General features: G+C 73.4%; 14 protein-coding genes. 2 read left to right on the plus strand and 12 right to left on the minus strand.

Translation table 11 applies throughout. The features are described 5' to 3' along the window. Positions 1-162: 162 nt before the first annotated feature. Positions 163-1035 (minus strand): alpha/beta fold hydrolase, encoded by an 873-nt coding sequence (locus QOM21_RS14915; protein ID WP_407550417.1) that lies wholly within the window; start codon positions 1033-1035, stop codon positions 163-165. Positions 1036-1737: 702 nt separating this feature from the next. Then, on the minus strand, positions 1738-2430 hold the full coding sequence (locus QOM21_RS14920; protein WP_393894718.1) for a metal-dependent transcriptional regulator: 693 nt from the start codon (positions 2428-2430) through the stop codon (positions 1738-1740). 265 nt (positions 2431-2695) lie between these two features. Between QOM21_RS14920 and QOM21_RS14925 the strand changes: the two genes are divergently transcribed. Further along, positions 2696-3463 carry an SIS domain-containing protein gene (locus QOM21_RS14925; RefSeq protein ID WP_407550419.1) on the plus strand — a complete coding sequence of 256 codons (768 nt, stop codon included), beginning with the start codon at positions 2696-2698 and terminating at the stop codon, positions 3461-3463. A gap of 49 nt (positions 3464-3512) precedes the next feature. On the opposite strand, the gene QOM21_RS14930 is transcribed toward QOM21_RS14925, so the two are convergent. Beyond that, a complete protein-coding gene (locus tag QOM21_RS14930) occupies positions 3513-5066 on the minus strand; it encodes a PAS domain S-box protein (RefSeq protein ID WP_407550421.1) in 1554 nt (517 codons plus the stop codon). A 396-nt stretch (positions 5067-5462) separates the two neighbouring features. Beyond that, positions 5463-6104 carry a pyridoxamine 5'-phosphate oxidase gene (gene pdxH / locus QOM21_RS14935; protein ID WP_407555678.1) on the minus strand — a complete coding sequence of 214 codons (642 nt, stop codon included), beginning with the start codon at positions 6102-6104 and terminating at the stop codon, positions 5463-5465. 561 nt (positions 6105-6665) lie between these two features. Here pdxH and QOM21_RS14940 point away from each other — a divergent pair. Next, on the plus strand, positions 6666-7766 hold the full coding sequence (locus QOM21_RS14940) for a citrate synthase 2 (RefSeq protein WP_407550423.1): 1101 nt from the start codon (positions 6666-6668) through the stop codon (positions 7764-7766). 81 nt (positions 7767-7847) lie between these two features. On the opposite strand, the gene QOM21_RS14945 is transcribed toward QOM21_RS14940, so the two are convergent. From QOM21_RS14945 to QOM21_RS14980, 8 genes are all read right to left on the minus strand, one after another. Continuing rightward, on the minus strand, positions 7848-8477 hold the full coding sequence (locus QOM21_RS14945) for a TetR/AcrR family transcriptional regulator (protein ID WP_407550425.1): 630 nt from the start codon (positions 8475-8477) through the stop codon (positions 7848-7850). Then, a complete protein-coding gene (locus QOM21_RS14950) occupies positions 8465-9268 on the minus strand; it encodes an enoyl-CoA hydratase family protein (RefSeq protein ID WP_407550427.1) in 804 nt (267 codons plus the stop codon). The genes QOM21_RS14945 and QOM21_RS14950 overlap by 13 nt, the downstream gene beginning before the upstream one ends. Further along, a complete protein-coding gene (locus QOM21_RS14955) occupies positions 9265-10854 on the minus strand; it encodes a 4-coumarate--CoA ligase family protein (protein WP_407550429.1) in 1590 nt (529 codons plus the stop codon). Before QOM21_RS14955 ends, QOM21_RS14950 begins: the two co-directional genes overlap by 4 nt. Positions 10855-11001: 147 nt before the next feature. After that, positions 11002-12165 carry an acyl-CoA dehydrogenase family protein gene (locus QOM21_RS14960; protein WP_407550430.1) on the minus strand — a complete coding sequence of 388 codons (1164 nt, stop codon included), beginning with the start codon at positions 12163-12165 and terminating at the stop codon, positions 11002-11004. A 67-nt stretch (positions 12166-12232) separates the two neighbouring features. Then, entirely contained in the window at positions 12233-14143 is a 1911-nt protein-coding gene (locus QOM21_RS14965) for a biotin carboxylase N-terminal domain-containing protein (protein WP_407550432.1), read from the minus strand. 7 nt (positions 14144-14150) lie between these two features. After that, positions 14151-15755, minus strand: a complete 1605-nt coding sequence (locus QOM21_RS14970; RefSeq protein ID WP_407550434.1) for an acyl-CoA carboxylase subunit beta — start codon at positions 15753-15755, stop codon at positions 14151-14153. Next, entirely contained in the window at positions 15752-17518 is a 1767-nt protein-coding gene (locus QOM21_RS14975) for an acyclic terpene utilization AtuA family protein (RefSeq protein WP_407550436.1), read from the minus strand. Before QOM21_RS14975 ends, QOM21_RS14970 begins: the two co-directional genes overlap by 4 nt. Next, complete coding sequence (locus QOM21_RS14980) at positions 17515-18336, minus strand: TIGR03084 family metal-binding protein (RefSeq protein ID WP_407550437.1); 822 nt, start codon at positions 18334-18336, stop codon at positions 17515-17517. Before QOM21_RS14980 ends, QOM21_RS14975 begins: the two co-directional genes overlap by 4 nt. Between the last annotated feature and the right edge of the window lie 84 nt (positions 18337-18420).

Raw genomic sequence — 18420 nt, forward strand, 5'->3', positions numbered from 1 at the left:
GCCTTCCCGGCCGCGCGCCCCGAGCCCGGGAGGCCACGTGCATCGGGTCAGTGGCCCTTGGAGGCCGCGCCACCGAGCCCCGCCCCCGATCGGGCTCGGCGGCGCTCACGGGCGAGGCCCTCCCGCACACTTCCGGTGCGCCGGACGCCGGGGCTCGGGTGGTCAGGTTGAGGGGAGGGCCTCGGCCAGGAAGGGGTCGACGGCGCGGCGCCAGGCGTCGGGTTGTTCCCAGGGCAGGAGGTGGCCGGTGTCGGCTATTTCGGCGTAGACACCGCCCGGGAGCACCCGGACCATCTCCTGAGCCTCGGCGCGGCCCAGCTCGCCGTCGAGGCCGCGGACCACGAGCGTCGGGCAGCGCACATGGGCGAGTTCCTCCCAATGGGCGTCGTGCACCCAGGTCGCCCGGGCCGTGAGCATCTGACGGCGGGAGAAGACCGGGCGCCAGCCGTCCGCGCGCTCGGCCATCACCTCGGCGAAGAACTCGCCGCGGGCCGGCCGGGGCCGCTCCAGTGTCGGGTCGTCCTCGCCGAACCACTTGCGGACATCGGCGAGGGTCGCGAACGGCACCGGCCAGGAGCGGAACCACTCGGTCCAATCCTGCTGCGACGCCGCCCCGAGCGCCGAGGCACGCATATCGCAGATCACCAGCGCGCTCACCAGATCCGGTCGGCGGGCCGCCAACTGCCACGCCGTCAGAGCCCCCATGGAGTGACCGATCAGGACGACGGGGGCCAGCCCGAGCTGCTCGATGGCGGCGATGGCGTCGTCGACATACGCATCGCGGTCGTACGGACCGTCGGCGGGCTTGTCGCTGCGGCCATGGCCGCGCTGATCGAGGCCGACCGGGCGGTAGCGCGCGCTCAGCCATCGCGCGGTATCGGCCCAGTGCGCCGCGCGGCCCATCAGTCCGTGCAGGAGCAGAACACCCGGTCCGCGCTCAGCCTCCCCCGCGCCGCCGATCTTGGGCGGATCGGTGAATTCCCAGGCGGCGAGCCGCACGCCACCGGTCCCGGTCACATCGATGCGTCGCACCATGCGCCTTGGCACCCCCAATCGTCCCTCGATCAGCCCCACACTATCGAACCTCTATTCGAACGTACGGCATTCGCGCCCAAGACCCCTCGTTCGGGTGACCACGCTCAAGGATTGGCCGCGAGCGCCACGGGGAGAAATGTGGCGGGAGGCGGGCCCTACCGGGAAGGGGGCCCGCGGGAGAAGAAGACCCTGGGAGCTCGGGGCTCCGGGTCTTGGCGGGGGGACATGGGGAGGCGGGGCCTCGGCTGCTCGCAGCGCCGGGGCCCCGACTGTCTCCAGGGAAAGCGGGCCACGGAAGCGGCGGGTGCACCGCGCGTACCGCGCCCGGCAGACGTGAGCGGCCGATCGGACTCCGTGGACGCATCCGAGCCCCCTCCCCGGCCCGAGGAGCCGACGGCGGGCGCCCTGTCCGCGTGGGCGTTCAGCCGCGCAAGCCGCCCGGTCCCATCCAGGTCTTACGGCACACGTCTCGTGGCGACGTATGCCGATGCGTCAGCGCCAGCGTGGCACGAGACCGGCCGAATCGCACGGATTCGCACAAGCCCGTTCAACCGACAAGCGGTTGCCGAGCCGGCGGGACACCGCGTCCTCGCAGCTCAAAGGGACGCCGCGGCCCGGTGGCCGTGCGGAGATTTTCCGGGCCCCGGCCCAGGGAGATGCGCCCCCTGCCGGCGCCCGCAGCCCCTCGGGGCTCCTGCCCGGTCAGCGCTTGGCGACGAAGACGTGGGAGGCGATACCGGCGTCCAGCTCGGCGGCCTCGCCGCTGCTGCCGACCAGCACCCCGCCCGGCGACTCCGTCACGCTCACCACGGCGCCCGGCTGCACGCCGGCCCTGCGCAGGGTGTACATCAGCTGGGCGTCGGCCTGGATGGGCTCGCCGATGCGGCGCACCACGACCGTCTTGCCGTCGGTCCCGGCGTCCAGGTCCGTCAGGCTGACCATGCCGGCGTCCAGGAACGGGTCGCCGCCCGCCGTCTCACCGAGCTCCTCCAGCCCCGGGATCGGGTTGCCGTAGGGCGACTCGGTCGGATGCCGCAGCAGCTCCACGACGCGGCGCTCGACCGCCTCGCTCATCACATGCTCCCAACGACACGCCTCGGCGTGGACCTGCTCCCACTCCAGCCCGATGACGTCGACGAGCAGACACTCGGCGAGGCGGTGCTTGCGCATCACCCTGGTCGCCAGTCGCCGGCCTTCTTCCGTCAGCTCCAGGTGCCGGTCACCCGCGACCGTCAGCAGGCCGTCTCGCTCCATGCGCGCCACTGTCTGGCTGACCGTCGGGCCGCTCTGTTCGAGCCGCTCCGCGATCCGGGCGCGCATGGGGACCACACCTTCCTCTTCCAGTTCGAGGATGGTGCGGAGATACATCTCCGTGGTGTCGATCAGTCCGGACATGCGTGCCCCTCGATGTGTCGTGCGGTGGCCCTGGACTCAATTCTGACGCATCCCGCTGACAACAGTGCCTCCTCGTCCGCGCAGCGGACGTCGCGTCCGTATTGACAGGGCACTGGTCCAGACCGCAACGTGATCCGCGCCACGCTTGCCTCCCGGGCGAAAACCCCGTCGGGGACAGGCGCGCGCAGTGGTGCGCGGTGGTGTGCGCGAGGCAGGAATGCCGGTGCGACGCTTCGACGAGACTCGACGAGAGGGGCCCGCGGCAATGGCTGAGAGCGACCGGAGCGACCGGCTGGGCGATCAGTTCTTCGACGCCGCGATCGGCCTGCTGCGGCAGGTCCGTGACCAGGAGGGCGACCGGATCGCCGCGGCCGGGCAACTGATCGCCGACACCGTCGCGGCCGGCGGCCGGGTCTTCTCCTTCGGCGCCGGGCACTCCTCGCTGCCGGCCCAGGACACGGTCTACCGCGCCGGCGGCCTGGCGGTCATGAACCTGCTGTCCGTCCCCGGCGTCGTGGGCGTCGACGTACGGCCCGCGACGCTCGGCAGCGCCCTGGAGCGGGTCGACGGGCTGGCCGGCGCGGTGCTGGACACCAGCGCGCTGAAGGCGGGCGACGTGCTGGTGATCATCTCGCTCTCCGGGCGCAACGCGCTGCCCGTGGAGATGGCGATGAACGCGCGGGCGCTCGGCATCAAGGTCATCGGCCTCACCTCGGTGGCGTACACCACGGAGACCAAGCCCCGGCACGCCTCCGGGACGTATCTCAAGGACCACTGCGACATCGTCCTGGACAGCCGCATTCCGGTCGGCGACGCGGAGTTGACGCTGCCGGGCATCGAGGCGCCCTTCGCCCCCGCCTCCACGGTCGTCACCAGCGCGATCATGCAGGCCGTGGTCGCGACGGCGGCCGGCGAGCTGGCGGAGCGGGGCATCGACCCGCCGCTGCTGCGCTCGGGGAACGTCGACGGCGGTCACGAGTGGAACGGCCGGGTGATGAGCGAGTACGCGGACCGGATCTTCTACCGCCAGTGACCTCGCCCGCGCGGCCCCGGGCCCGCGGGCCCGTCCGGGCCCGTCCCGTTCAGAGCCCCGCGGCGCCCGCGAGGTCCAGTGCGGCGGCGATGCGGGCCGCGACGTCCTCGGCGTAGTCGGCGTCCGCGCGGTCGAACGGGCGCCGGGCCGGGGTGCGCAGGAACGTGACGACGCCGAGCGTGCGACCGCGGCTGCGCAGCACCACGCACAGGCCGTGCACCGTGCCGTCCGGCCATTTGCGGGCGGCGGCCCAGCCCCCGGACGCGTCCGGGCCCGCGCTGGTGCGCACCGAACCGCGGCGTTCGTACGCCTGGGCCGCCGGATGGCCCGGCGCGTACGCCACCGGAATGCCCGTCGCGGGAACCGCCTCGGAGGGGCCGGGGGATCCGGCCGGGGAGGCCAGGGTCCGCACCAGCCGCGGCGGATCGCCCCACCGTGGGCGCCCGCCGGCGCCGGGCCGCTCGTCGCTCCCGTCCTCGGCCGGGCCCATGTCGGCGTCCCATTCCGCGTCCTCGCCGACCGTTCCGTACGGCGCCGGGGCGGGGGTCCTGGCGAGGTCGACCAGGCCGTGGTCGGCGAAGCCCGCCAGGGCGAAGTCGAGGTGGACGGCGGCGGCCTCGGCCGGGTCCGGGCACTCGGCGGCCGCGCGGCCCGCGCGGTGCAGCTGCTGGGCCCGGAAGCGCAGCAGGGAGTTCTCCTGCTCGGCCCGCTTGGCCTCGGTGACGTCCTGGAAGAGCCAGGCCACACCCAGCGGCACCGGTTCCTCGGCGAGCGGGGAGGCGAGCCGGACGAATCCGCTGCGCCAGCACCGGCGCGGCAGATCGGCCTCCTCGGAGCGCAGCGTCACCCACAGCTCGGCGGCGGCCGGCGGCGCACCCTCGGCGAGGACGTGCTGCAGCGCGCTCTCCAACTCCTCCACGCCCTGCGCGAGCAGGTCGCCGAGGGGGCGGCCGAGCAGGGCGGTGCGTCCCACGCCCAGGACGCGGGCGGCATGGGCGTTGACGGCCGCGGGCCGCAGGTCGGCGTCCACCAGCACCACGCCCCAGGAGGCGTCCTCGAAGAGGGCCTCGCTCAGGGCGATGGACCGCTCCAGGTCGATCTGGGTGTGCACCTCGCTGAAGGCGCAGTACACGCCGGCGACGCGGCCGTCGCCGCCGCGGACCGCAGAGGACTGGGTGCGCACGAGGACGCGGTGGCCGTCCTTGGTGAGCAGCGCGAATTCGTGTACCTGCCGGCCCCGGGAGCGCATCGCGGTCGCGAGGACCGCGTCGATCTCGTCGCTGTCCTCCCGGCGGACGGCCCAGCCGGACAGGCCGGGGCGTCCGACCGCCTCCTTGGCCGTCCAGCCCAGGATCCGCTCGGCCTCCTGATTCCAGTGGGTGACCGTGCCGTCGCCCGCGAAGGCGACCAGGGCGGCGTCCATGCCGTCCAGGAGGGCCGCGAGCAGTCCGGAGTCGTCGTTGCGCGGCGACCGGCCGGAGTCGTCGGCGGAGCCGGTGGACGAGGGGGCCCCGTCCTCGCCCGGGGCCCGCGGCCCGTCGGCGGGACCGGACGACGCGGCGTCGGCGCGGTGATCGGACGACGAGGCTGACGAAGCAGTCACTGGCACCCCTTACGAACGCGGCCGCACGTGCTGCACCTGGGTCATTCAACTGGAACGTGACCCAGCACACACCCCATTCCCGGAAATCGTTGCTTCGGGGAAATTCGGTTGTGTGCGCCAGGAGCGGTTCCTAATGTGTGGAGCACACGAGAAGGGAGGTGGTTCGGCCAATGATTTCGCACCGGACGCGTGAGGTGGCTGCGGGCTAGCGGCCCGTCGCTTCACCAATGCAGCGCCGGACCAGCGCATACTGCAGATGCGCAGCCGGCCAATCCCAAGCAGTCACCCGACCCGCGGGCTGCCGGTTCGTCCGACCGGCCCTTCGCGCCACCGAGCGCGGGGGAAGCAGCCCGCGGGTCGTCTGCGTGTGGGGGGCGATTCCCGCGCGGGACGCGGTCAGGGCGACAGCCGCTCCAGGTTCCAGACCCATGCCCCGGCGCCGCCTTCGGACTCGCGTACGTACCGCAGCCGGTCGTGCAGCCGGTTGTGCCGGCCCTGCCAGAATTCCGCCGTTTCCGCGGTGACGCGATAGCCGCCCCAGTGCGGCGGCGCAGGCACCTGTTCGCCTTCCGGATAACGCGCGGCCAATTGCTCGTAGGACCGCTCCAGTTCGGCGCGCGAGGCCACCGGCGTGGACTGGTCGCTCGCCCAGGCGCCCAGCTGGGAGCCGTGCGGGCGGGTACGGAAGTAGGCGGCGGTCTCGTCCCGGCCGATGCGTTCCGCGGTGCCGTTCACGATGACCTGGCGGGCGAGCGCGTGCCAGGGGAACAGCAGCGAGACATGGGGATTTTCGGCCAAGTCGCGGCCTTTGCGGCTCGTGTAGTTGGTGAAGAAGACGAAGCCGCGCTCGTCGAACGCCTTCAGCAGGACCGTGCGCGAACTCGGGCGGCCCGTGGCGTCCGCGGTCGAGACGACCATCGCGTTGGGTTCGTGCAGGCCGGCGGCGGTCGCTTCCTTGAACCAGTACGCGAATTGCTCGTACGGACTGGCTGCGAGGTCGGACCCGTCGAGTCCCTCGGCGCGGTAGTGCGCGCGCATGGACGAGGGATCGGGGTTCAGGGGAGAGGGCGTGTCGGCGGAGTGCACGGCCTCATCTTGCAGCATTCGGCGCGGCCCGGTCAGCCGGGCGGGGCGGAAGTCTGCCCCTCGTCGACGGGCCGTAACCCTCCCGTCGGCGAATCGACCGGTGTGCCGGATCTCACCCTCCCCCGCAGGTGACGAACCCGCCAAAATCGTCGGTCGAGCCACTGTGGCCTTCGAACATCGCGAGCTATCGTGTCCGGCCTGAAGGGACGTACCGCTGCCCTGAAGAGACCACGCAGGAAACGCGATGCAACGGAGCAGCGTTCCGGCGCGCACGACCACCGCAACGCACCGCACACACACGTAACGCACCACCTCGCACGTGGCCGCCCGCGGCCCGACCCACCGCCGGCGGAACCGTCGCGTGACCTCTGCCCTGGCGGGGCATCACCGAGGTGACCGGAACGGACCGCGAGCTGCCCGGCGCAGCCGCGTAGCCGCCCGGCACCGCACCAGACTCGACCGCACGGCATCGGTCACGGACCGTGTGCCGTCCCCATCTTGAGGAGCCGCCTGATGTCCGACTTCGTACCCGGACTCGAGGGAGTCGTCGCGTTCGAGACGGAGATCGCCGAACCGGACAAGGAAGGCGGAGCGCTCCGCTACCGCGGGGTCGACATCGAAGATCTTGTCGGGCACGTGTCCTTCGGCAACGTCTGGGGGCTGCTGGTCGACGGGGCGTTCAACCCCGGTCTGCCGCCCGCCGAGCCGTTCCCGATCCCCGTGCATTCCGGTGACATCCGGGTCGATGTCCAGTCCGCGCTCGCGATGCTCGCGCCCGTGTGGGGCCTGAAACCGCTGCTGGACATCGACGAGCGGACCGCCCGCGACAACCTTGCCCGCGCCGCCGTCATGGCGCTGTCGTACGTCGCCCAGTCGGCGCGCGGGCAGGGCCTGCCGATGGTGCCGCAGCGGGAGATCGACAAGGCCGACACCGTCGTGGAGCGCTTCATGAAGCGCTGGCGCGGGGAGCCCGACCCCAAGCACGTGAAGGCCGTCGACGCCTACTGGACCTCGGCCGCCGAGCACGGCATGAACGCCTCGACCTTCACCGCCCGCGTCATCGCCTCCACCGGCGCCGATGTGTCGGCCGCGCTGTCCGGCGCGGTGGGCGCGATGTCCGGCCCGCTGCACGGCGGTGCCCCGTCCCGCGTCCTCGGCATGATCGAGGAGATCGAGCGGACCGGCGACGCGGACGCGTACGTCCGGCAGGCCCTGGACAAGGGCGAGCGGCTGATGGGCTTCGGCCACCGGGTCTACCGCGCCGAGGACCCGCGGGCGCGCGTGCTGCGGCGGACCGCCAAGGAGCTGGACGCGCCGCGCTTCGAGGTCGCCGCTGCGCTGGAGAAGGCCGCGCTGGACGAGCTGCACAGCCGCCGGCCCGATCGGGTGCTCGCCACCAACGTCGAGTTCTGGGCGGCCATCGTGCTGGACTTCGCGGAGGTCCCGGCGCACATGTTCACCTCGATGTTCACCTGCGCCCGTACGGCCGGCTGGAGCGCGCACATTCTGGAGCAGAAGCGGACCGGCCGGCTGGTGCGGCCGTCGGCCCGCTACGTGGGGCCCGCCGCGCGCAGCCCGCGGGATCTCGTCGGCTTCGACGACATCGCTCGCTGAGCCGTCCGGCTCCCGCCCCCGGCGGCGTTCGAAGCGGTCCCGGCTCCGTGCCGGGGCCGCCTGCCCGCCGTCCCGGGCCCGCTACCCGGCCGGGTTCAGCGCCTCGTCGATGATCTTCGCCCACTGCGCCACGACGCGGTCGCGGCGGGCGGCGTCGTCCGTCAGGAGGTTGGCGAGGCCCAGGCCGCGCGCCATGTCCAGCAGGCCCTGCACGGTCTCGCGGACCCCGGGGACCGATTCGTCGGCCTCCAGCAGCGCCACCGCGGTGCGGTGCGCCTCGCGGCCCACCCGGGCCTCCAGCGCCGTGACCCGCTCGCGCAGCTGGTCCTCGTCGGAGGCCGCGACCCACAGGTGCAGCGCGGCACGGAACACCGGGCCGGTGTAGAGGCCGACGATCTCCTCGACGATGATCCAGGTGCGGGCCACCGAACCGGCCGGCGGCAGATTGTGCGCCACGGCCTTCAGCGCACCCTGGCGCTTCTCGGCGACGTGCTCGACGGCCGCCGTGAAGAGGTCCTCGCGGGTGCGGAAGTGGTGCTGCGCGGCGCCCCGGGAGACGCCCGCGCGCTCGGCGACGACGGAGACCGTGCTGCCGCTCCAGCCGCGCTCCGCCAGGCAGGAGACGGCGGCCTCCAGCAGCTTGAGGCGGGTGGCGCGGCTGCGCTCCTGCTGGGGCTCCTTGGCGCCGCGGGCCGGCGTCACGGCGCCCATACCGGGGCCCGGCGCTCCAGGAAGGCCGTCATGCCCTCGCGGGCCTCGGCGGAGCCGAAGAGCCGCGCGGAGGTCTCGGCGAGGGCGCCGGTGTCCCGGTCGAAGGCGCGCAGCACCTCCGCCGTGACCAGCTTCTTGGACTCGGCCAGCCCCTGCGGGGAGCCCTTGCGCAGCCCTTCGAGGACGGGCGCGAGTCCGGCGTCCACGTCGTCCGCGGCCAGGGTGACCAGTCCGATCCGGGCCGCTTCCGCCGCGTCGAACTTCTCGCCGGTCAGGTAGTAGCGGCCGGCCGCGCGCGCGTCCAGGCGGGGCAGCAGGGGCAGGGAGATGACGGCGGGGGCGAGGCCGAGCCGTGCCTCGGTGAAGGCGAAGGTGGCTTCCGGCCCGGCCACCGAGATGTCGCAGGCGCCGAGCAGACCGAGGCCGCCCGCCCGGACGTGACCGGTGACCCGGGCGACGACCGGCTTGGGCAGTTCGACGAGGGTGCGCAGCAGCCCGGCGAGGCCGAGCGGGCCGGCCGTCGGGGCGTCGGTGGCGGTGGCCTCGGTGAGGTCGGCGCCCGCGCAGAAGGTGGTGCCGGTGTGGCACAGGAGCACCGCGCGGATCGTGCCGGACGCGGCCGCTTCGGCCAGCGCGGCCCGCAGCTCGGCGACCAGCCGGGCGGAGAGGGCGTTGCGGTTGTGCGGCGAGTCCAGGGTGAGGGTGGCGATGCCGCGCTCGTGCGCGACCCGTACGAGGGGCTCGGGCGGGGCGGCGGCGCCGTGCCCCGTGTCGGTGGTGGCGTCGGTCATCGGGCCGTCGAACTCCTTTCCCTGGCGCGCAGTTCGCGCCGCAGGATCTTGCCGGTGGCTGCGCGCGGCACGCTGTCGAGGAACTCCACGCGGCGCACCTTCTTGTACGGGGCGACCTGACCGGCAACGTACGCGATGACGTCGTCCCCGCTCAGTTCGACCCCCTGCTGCCGGACGACGAACGCCTTGGGCACCTCGTTGCCGTCGTCGTCGAGGACTCCGATGACGGCCGCGTCGGCGATGGCGTCATGGGTGAGCAGCAGGGCTTCGAGGTCGGCGGGGGCGACCTGGTAGCCCTTGTATTTGATCAGCTCCTTGACCCGGTCGACGACGTAGAGCCAGCCGTCGTCGTCCACCCGCCCGACGTCGCCGGTGCGCAGCCATCCGTCGGCGTCGATCATCGCGTCGGTCTCGGCGGGCCGTCCCAGGTAGCCCTTCATCACCTGCGGGCCGCGGATGAGGATCTCGCCGCTGTCGCCCGCCCGGAGGTCGTCGCCGGTCTCCAGGGAGACGATGCGCATCTCGGTACCGGGGACGAGCTTGCCGACGGCGCCCGGTGGTGGCCGGTGCGCGTCCAGGGGCACGACATGGGTGCCCGGCGAGAGTTCCGTCATCCCGTACGCCTGCATGACGGGCGGCAGCCCCAGCCGCCGGGAGCAGGCCGCCGCGAGTTCGGCGTCCAGGGGCGCCGCGGCGCTCACGAGGTACCGGAGGGAGGACAGGTCGTATGCGGTGACGAGGGGGTGCTTGGCGAGCGCGAGCACGATCGGCGGTGCGACGTACACCGCGGTGATGCGGTGTTCGGCGATGGCGGCCAGGAACTGCTGGAGGTCGAAGCGGGGCAGCACGACGACGGTGGAGCCGTTGCGCAGCGGTGCGTTCATCAGGGCGGTGAGCCCGTAGATGTGGAAGAAGGGCAGTACGGCCAGCACCCGGTCATCGGGTCCGCTGCTGATCAGCGGGTCGAGCTGGGCGAGGTTGGTGGCGATGCTGCGGTGGGTGAGCATCACGCCCTTGGGCGCGCCGGTGGTGCCGGAGGAATACGGGAGCACGGCGAGGTCTTCGGCCGGGTCGAGGGCGACGGACGGCTCGGGGGCGGTGGAGGCAAGCAGGTCGACGACGGACCGGTGGCCCTCGGCGTGGTCGCAGACGAAGATCTCCGCGACGCCGCCCGCCCGGTGTGCGGCGCCGCGCGCGGTGTCCAGCAGCGCCGAGACGGTGACGATCCAGCGGGCGCCGCTGTCGCGCAGCTGGGTGGTGAACTCGCCCTCGGTGGCGAGCGGATGGACGGTGGTGACCGCCGCCCCGCAGCGCGAGGCGGCGTGGAAGACGGCCGGGAAGACCACGGTGTTCGGGCTGTGCAGGGCCAGCACGTCCCCTTTGCGGACGCCGGCCTCGGCGAGGCCGGCCGCGATCCGGCGGGTGGCGTGGTCGAGCTGCGCGTGGCTGAACGTGGTGCCGTCGACGCCGTCGATCAGCGCGGGGTGGTCGCCGTACACCGCGGCCCGCCCGAGGACGGCTTCGTGGATCGGCAGCTCGACGGGCGCGATGTCGGCGTATGTGCTGTGGAAGACGTGGAACACCATGACCGGTCCTTCCGTGCGACGGTGGGCTGCGGTGCGACGGTGCGGGTGGGGCGGCGGTTCGGGTGGGGCGGCGGTTCGGGTGGGGCGGCGGTTCGGGTGGGCGGCGGCTTCCGGTGCGGGGCTGCGCCCGGGGTGCCTCGCCCGGCCTCAGTAGGACTTGGGCAGGCCCAGCGACTGGTGCGAGACGAAGTTGAGGATCATCTCGCGGCTGACCGGCGCGATCCTGGCCACCCGCGCGGCGGTGACCATCGAGGCGAGACCGTACTCCTGGGTGAGGCCGTTGCCGCCGAGGGTGTGCACGGCCTGGTCGACGGCGCGCACCGCGGCCTCGGCCGCCGCGTACTTGGCCATGTTGGCGGCCTCACCCGCGCCCATGTCGTCGCCCGTGTCGTAGAGATACGCGGCCTTCTGCATCATCAGCCGGGCCAGTTCCAGTTCGATGTGGGCCTGCGCGAGCGGGTGCGCCACGGCCTGGTGGGCGCCGATGGGCTCCTTCCAGACCTGCCGGGTGCGGGCGTAGTCGACGGCCCGGTCGAGGGCGTAGCGGCCCATGCCGACGGCGAACGCCGCGGTCATGATGCGCTCGGGGTTGAGGCCGGCGAACAGTTGCAGCAACCCGGCGTCCTCGTCACCGACCAGGGCGTCGACGGGCAGCCGCACCTCGTCGAGCGTCAGCTCGAACTGCTTCTCCGGGGCGGCCAGTTCCATCGGGATGGGGCTGCGCCCGAAGCCGGGGGTGTCGCGCGGGACGATGAACAGGCACGGTTTGAGGCGCCCGGTCCTGGCGTCCTCGGTGCGGCCGACGATCAGGGTCGCATCGGCGATGTCCACCCCGGAGACGAAGACCTTGCGCCCGTTGAGGACCCACTCCGCACCGTCCCGGCGGGCGGTGGTGGTGATGCGGTGCGAGTTGGAGCCGGCGTCCGGCTCGGTGATGCCGAAGGCCATCTTGCGGGTGCCGTCGGCCAGGCCGGGCAGCCAGGCCCGCTTCTGCTCCTCGGTGCCGAAGCGGGCGATGACCGTGCCGCAGATGGCGGGCGACACCACGAGCATCAACAGCGGGCAGCCGGCCGCACCCAACTCCTCCAGTACGAGGGAGAGTTCGGCTATGCCGCCGCCTCCGCCGCCGTACTCCTCGGGGAGGTTGACGCCGAGGTAGCCGACCTTGGCGGCCTCCGCCCACAGGTCGTCGGTGTGCTTTCCGTCGGCGACGACCTGCGCGAAGTACGCCCGGCCGTAGCGCTTGCCGAGCGCGGCGACGGCGTCCCGCAGGGCGCCTTGTTCCTCGGTCTCGATCACAGGGTTGCTCATGACGGCTCCTTGTGCGGTGGGTGAGGGTCGTGCGGGGCGGGGCGCGCGGACGCGCACTCGTGGCGGTTCAGTCCGTGACGACGGCGAGCAGCGCGCCCACCTCGACCTGCTGGCCGGTGCGGACCGGCAGCGTCGTGAGGGTGCCGTCGGCCGGCGCGGTGATCCGGTGTTCCATCTTCATCGCCTCCAGCCACAGCAAGGGCTGGCCGGCGGTGACGCGGTCGCCCTCGGCGAGGCCGGGCGCGAGGCGTACGACCGTGCCGGGCATCGGGGCGAGCAGCGATCCGGGTTCGGTGCGGGCGGTGGGGTCGGGGAAGCGGGGCAGTGCGGTGAAGGCGTGCGCGCCGAGCGGGGAGTCGACATGGACCCGGTCGCCGTAGCGGGCGACGGTGAACTCCCGTCGCAGTCCGTCGACTTCGAGGACGACTCGGTCCGGGGCGAGGGTCTGCAGCCGCACGCCGGGGAAGTCCTCGGCCTCCAGTCCGTCGCGGCCCAGGCGGTAGCGAACCTCGTGGCCGGCACTGTCGCCGCCCGCGCCCTGGTAGCTCTTCGTCTGCTGCTGCGAGGGGACGTTGCGGAAGCCGCCGAACCGGGAACGGCCGTGCGCGTCGGCGAGGGCCGCGGCCAGCGCCGAGAGCCCCTCCCGGGAGAGCCGGGTGGCGTCACGCGCGGTCAGCTCGGCGAGGTGGCGGTCGTAGAAGCCGGTATCGAGGCGGGCGGCGGCGAAGTCCGGGTGGCGCAGCGAGCCGACGAGCAGGTCGCGGTTGGTGACCGGGCCGTGGATGAGGGCCCGCTCCAGGGCGTGCGCGAGGCGGCGGACGGCCTCGGCGCGGGTGGGTGCCCAGGCGATGACCTTGGCCAGCATGGGGTCGTAGTGGACGCCGATGGCGTCGCCGTCGGTGACCCCGGAGTCGAGCCGGACGTCGCCGGGGACGCGGAAGTGGTGCAGCGTTCCGGTCTGCGGCTGCCAGTCGTGCGCGGGGTCCTCCGCGTACAGCCGGGCCTCGACCGCGTGGCCGGTGGGCTCCGGGGGCTGTGGCTCCAGCGCCTGCCCTTCGGCGACGCGCAGCTGGAGGGCGACCAGGTCGACCCCGTGCACCGCCTCGGTGACGGGGTGTTCGACCTGGAGGCGGGTGTTCATCTCCAGGAAGTACGGCTGCCCCTCGCCCGAGAGCAGGAACTCTACGGTGCCGGCGCCCCGGTAGCCGATCGCGCGGGCCGCCTCGGTGGCCGAGTCGTGCAGGGTGCGGCGCAGCGCGTCGTCCAGGCCGGGTGCCGGAGCCTCCTCGATGACCTTCTGGTGGCGGCGCTGGAGGGAGCAGTCGCGGGTGCCCAGCGCCCAGACGGTGCCGTGCGCGTCGGCGAGGATCTGGACCTCGACGTGCCGCCCCTCGACGACGTACGGCTCCAGGAACACCTCGCCGTCGCCGAAGGCGGAGGCCGCTTCCGCGCCGGCCGCGGCCAGGGCGTCCGGCAGTTCGCCGAGGGTGCGCACGATGCGCATGCCGCGCCCGCCGCCGCCCGCGGCGGCCTTGATCAGCAGCGGCAGGTCGGCCGCGGTGACGGCGTCGGGGTCGAGGGGTGCGAGCAGCGGCACCCCGGCCCCGGCCATCAGCTCCTTGGCCCGGGTCTTGGACGCCATGGCCTCGATGGCGGCGGGGGGAGGCCCGATCCACCGCAGTCCGGCGTCGGTGACCGCCGCGGCGAACCCGGCGTTCTCGGAGAGGAAGCCGTAGCCGGGATGGACGGCGTCCGCGCCGGCCGCGAGCGCGGCCTTCACGATGAGGTCACCACGCAGGTAGGTGTCGGCGGGCGCGTCGCCCGGCAGGCGTACGGCCGCGTCGGCCTCCCGGACGTGCGGGGCGTCGGCGTCCGCGTCGGAGTGCACGGCGACCGTCGCGATGCCCAGTTCGCGGCAGGTCCGAAAGACCCGCCGGGCGATTTCGCCGCGGTTGGCGACAAGTACCGAAGAGATCATTCCTGCCTCACATCCGGAAGATGCCGAAGCCGCCGCGCGCGCCCTCGACCGGGGCGGTGTGCAGGGCGGACAGGCACAGGCCGAGGACGGTTCGGGTGTCGCGGGGGTCGATGACGCCGTCGTCGTAGAGCCGCCCCGACAGGAACATCGGCAGCGACTCCGACTCGATCTGCTGCTCGACCATGGCCCGCAGCCCGGCGTCCGCCTCGTCGTCGTAGGGCTGCCCCTTGGCGGCCGCCGAGGCGCGGGCGACGATCGACAGCACACCGGCGAGCTGCTGCGGCCCCATGACGGCGGACTTGGCGCTCGGCCAGGAGAAGAGGAAGCGCGGGTCGTAGGCCCTGCCGCACATGCCGTAGTGGCCCGCGCCGTAGGAGGCGCCCATCAGGACGCTCAGGTGCGGCACCTTCGAGTTCGACACGGCGTTGATCATCATCGCGCCGTGCTTGATGATGCCGCCCTGCTCGTACTCCTTGCCGACCATGTAGCCGGTGGTGTTGTGCAGGAACAGCAGCGGGATGTCCCGCTGGTTCGCCAACTGGATGAACTGGGCGGCCTTCTGCGACTCCTCGCTGAACAGCACGCCCTGCGCATTGGCGAGGATGCCGACCGGGTAGCCGTGCAGCTCCGCCCAGCCGGTGGCCAGGCTCGGCCCGTACAGCGGCTTGAACTCGTCGAAGTCCGAGTCGTCGACGATCCGGGCGATGACCTCGCGCGGATCGAACGGCGCCTTGAGGTCGCCGGGCACGATGCCCAGCAGCTCCTCCTCGTCGTACTTCGGCGGTGTCGCGGGGGCCGGATCGGCGTGCGCCTTGCGCCAGTTGAGGCGGGCGATGACGCGGCGCGCCTGGCGCAGCGCGTCCGGCTCGTCGGTCGCGAAGTAGTCCGCGAGGCCGGAGGTGCGGGCGTGCATCTCGGCGCCGCCCAGCGACTCGTCGTCGCTCTCCTCGCCCGTCGCCATCTTCACCAGCGGCGGCCCGCCGAGGAAGACCTTGGCGCGCTCCTTGACCATGATGACGTGGTCGGACATCCCGGGGACGTACGCGCCGCCCGCGGTGGAGTTGCCGAACACCACGGCGACGGTCGGGATGCCGGCCGCCGACAGCCGGGTGAGGTCCTTGAACAGCGCCCCGCCCGGGATGAAGATCTCCTTCTGGCTGGGCAGATCGGCGCCGCCGGACTCGACGAGGGAGACGACCGGGAGGCGGTTGGCGTACGCGATCTCGTTGGCCCGCAGCGCCTTCTTCAGCGTCCAGGGGTTGCTGGCGCCGCCCCGCACCGTCGGATCGTTGGCGGTGATCAGGCACTCCACGCCTTCGATCACGCCGATGCCGGTGACCAGCGACGCGCCCACGGTGTACTCCGGCGAGGCGCCCCAGGCCGCGAGCGGCGACAGTTCGAGGAAGGGTGTGTCGGGGTCGAGCAGCAGCTCCACCCGCTCACGGGCCGGCAGCTTGCCGCGGCTCCGGTGACGTGCGAGGTACTTCTCGCCGCCGCCCGCGAGGGCCTTGCCGTGTGCGGCCTCGACCTCCGCCAGCTTCCCGAGCATCGCCGTACGACGCTCCGCGTACTCGGCACTCGCCGGGTCGACCCCGGTCGGGAGCACGGTCACAACAACACCTCCGGTATCTCCATGTGCCGCGCGCGCAGCCACTCCCCCACGGCCTTGGCCTGGGGATCGAAGCGGGCCCGCGAAGCGACGCCCTCACCCAGCAGGCCCTCGACGACGAAGTTCAGCGCCCGCAGACGGGGCAGCAGATGCCGGTCCACGGGCAGTCCCGCGGTCTCCGGCAGGAGTTGGCGGAAGCGGTCGACGGTCAGCTCGTGCGCCAGCCAGCGCCACGCCTCGTCGGTCCGGGCCCACACCCCGACGTTCGCCGCGCCGCCCTTGTCCCCGCTGCGCGCGCCGGCCACCAGGCCGAGCGGCGCCCGGCGGGTCGGCAGCGTCGCATCGAGCGGTTCGGGCAGCGGCGGGTCCGCGAGGCGTTCGCACTCCTTCGTGCGTTCCGCGGGCGGGACGACGACCCGGGTGCCGTCCGGCAGCACCGCGGTGTGCGGCACGTCGGCCGGATCCACGCTCACCGCCTCGAAGACGCCGTACGGCTCGCCCTTGCCGGGCGGGGCGGTGACATGGAAGCCGGGGTAGCTGGCCAGCGCCAGTTCGATCGCGGCGCCGCTGACGACCCGGCCCACCGCTTCCTGGTCGGGGTCGCGCACCACCATCCGCAGCAGCGCGCTCGCCTCCTCCTGCACGTCGGCGTCGTCGTGGTCGGTTCGGGCCAGCGTCCAGCGCACCTCGGCCGGGCGCCGGGCCGCGGCGTCGAGGGCGGCGTCCATCTGGCCGCGGACGAGGTCGGCCTTGGCCGCGATGTCCAGGCCGGTCAGCACGAACGTGACCTCGTTGCGCCAGCCGCCCAGGCGGGTCAGTCCGGCCTTCAGCGACGGCGGCGGAGCCTCGCCCCGCACCCCCTCGATACGGACCCGGTCCTGTCCCTCGTCGACGAGGGACAGGGTGTCCAGCCGCGCCGTGACATCCGGCCCCGCGTAGCGCGCGCCCTGGGTCTCGTACAGCAGTTGGGCGGTGACCGTGCCGGCCGTGACCGCGCCCCCGGTGCCCGGGTGCTTGGTGATCACCGAGCTGCCGTCGGCGGCGATCTCGGCGAGCGGGAAGCCGGGCCGCAGCAGGTCGTGGGCGCCGAAGAAGGAGTAGTTGCCGCCGGTGGCCTGGGTGCCGCACTCCAGGACGTGCCCGGCGACGACGGCCCCGGCCAGTCGGTCCAGATCCTGCGCGTGCCAGCCGAAATGCGCCGCGGCGGCGCCACTGACCAGGGCGGCGTCGGTGACCCTGCCGGTCACCACCACCTCGGCCCCGGCCCGAAGGCAGGCCGCGATCCCGCCCCCGCCGAGGTAGGCGTTGGCGGTCAGCACGCCGTCGCGCCGGTCACCCGCAAGGGCCTGCGGCGAGTTCCGGTTCAGGGCCGACGCCCCTGGCGCCAACAGGTCGTCGCCCTCGACATGCGCGACCCGTACCGGCACGCCGACCTTCAGCGCCAACTCCTGTACCGCGTCGGCGAGTCCGGCCGGATTCAGACCGCCGGCGTTGGTGACGATCCGCACCCCGCGCTCGGCTGCCAGGGCCAGGGTCTCCTCCAGCTGCCGCAGAAAGGTCCTTGCGTAGCCGCGCGCGGGGTCCTTCAGCCGCTCCCGGCCGAGGATCAGCATGGTCAGTTCGGCGAGATAGTCGCCGGTCAGGACGTCCAGCGGGCCGCCGGTGAGCATCTCGCGGACGGCGTCGAACCGGTCGCCGTAGAAGCCGGAGGCATTGCCGATCCGCAGCACGCCCGGGTCCCTGCCGAGCGGCTCCGCGGGGCTCACGCGCCGCTCCCGCCGGCTCCCGTGGCTGCCGGGCCGGACGGCGCGCGGCCCTTCCCGGGCGGTCCGGCGAACGCCTGGGCGATGCCCAACCAGCGCTCCGCCTCGGCTCCTTGGGCACATACGCCGGGTACGTCGTCGCGGTGCGCCCGCTGCGTCACCAGCAGGCAGAACTCCAGCGCGTCCCCGGTCACCCGCTCGGCGGCGTCCGGCGGGCCGTAGTCCCAGACCGTGCCGTCCGGCGCCCGCAGCTCGACCCGGAAGTCGTCCTCGGGCGGCGTGAGTCCGTGGGCGGCGTAGGAGAAGTTGCGGGCCCGCACTCCGATCCGGGCGACATGCCGCAGCCGGGCGGTGGGAGCGCGCCGCACACCCAGCGCGTCGGCGATGTCCTGGCCGTGCGCCCAGGTCTCCATCAGCCGCCCGGTGGCCATCGACGCGACGCTCATCGGCGGGCCGAACCAGGGCAGTTTCTCGCCTGCCGGGCGCTCGGCGAGTGCGGTCGCCAGCGCCTCGCGACCCGCCCGCCAGTCCGCGAGCAGCTCCGCGGGCGGCGCCTGCGCCCCGGCCTCCGCGGCGTCGTCGACGAAGGTCAGCGGCGTGGCGAGCGCCTCCTGCGCGGCCCGGAGGAAGCCGTCGGGGTCGGTGGCCGAGCGCAGGGCCTGCCGGTCGGTCCAGGCCAGATGGGCGATCTGGTGGGCGACGGTCCAGCCGTCCGCGGGAGTGGGGGTGGCCCACCGCCCCGCGGGGAGCGCGCCGACGACGGCGTCCAGCTCCTCGCTCTCGGCCTTGAGATCCGCCAGTACGGCGCCGGGATCGGACACGCGGCACTCCCCTCCTCGGCCCGACTGCCTTGACGGCGGGGCGCGTTGGCATGCGTCGCAGGCCGTGGCGGAATGCCGCGGCCG

The sequence above is a fragment of the Streptomyces sp. Pv4-95 genome, assembly GCF_045782725.1.
Lineage (GTDB): Bacteria > Actinomycetota > Actinomycetes > Streptomycetales > Streptomycetaceae > Streptomyces.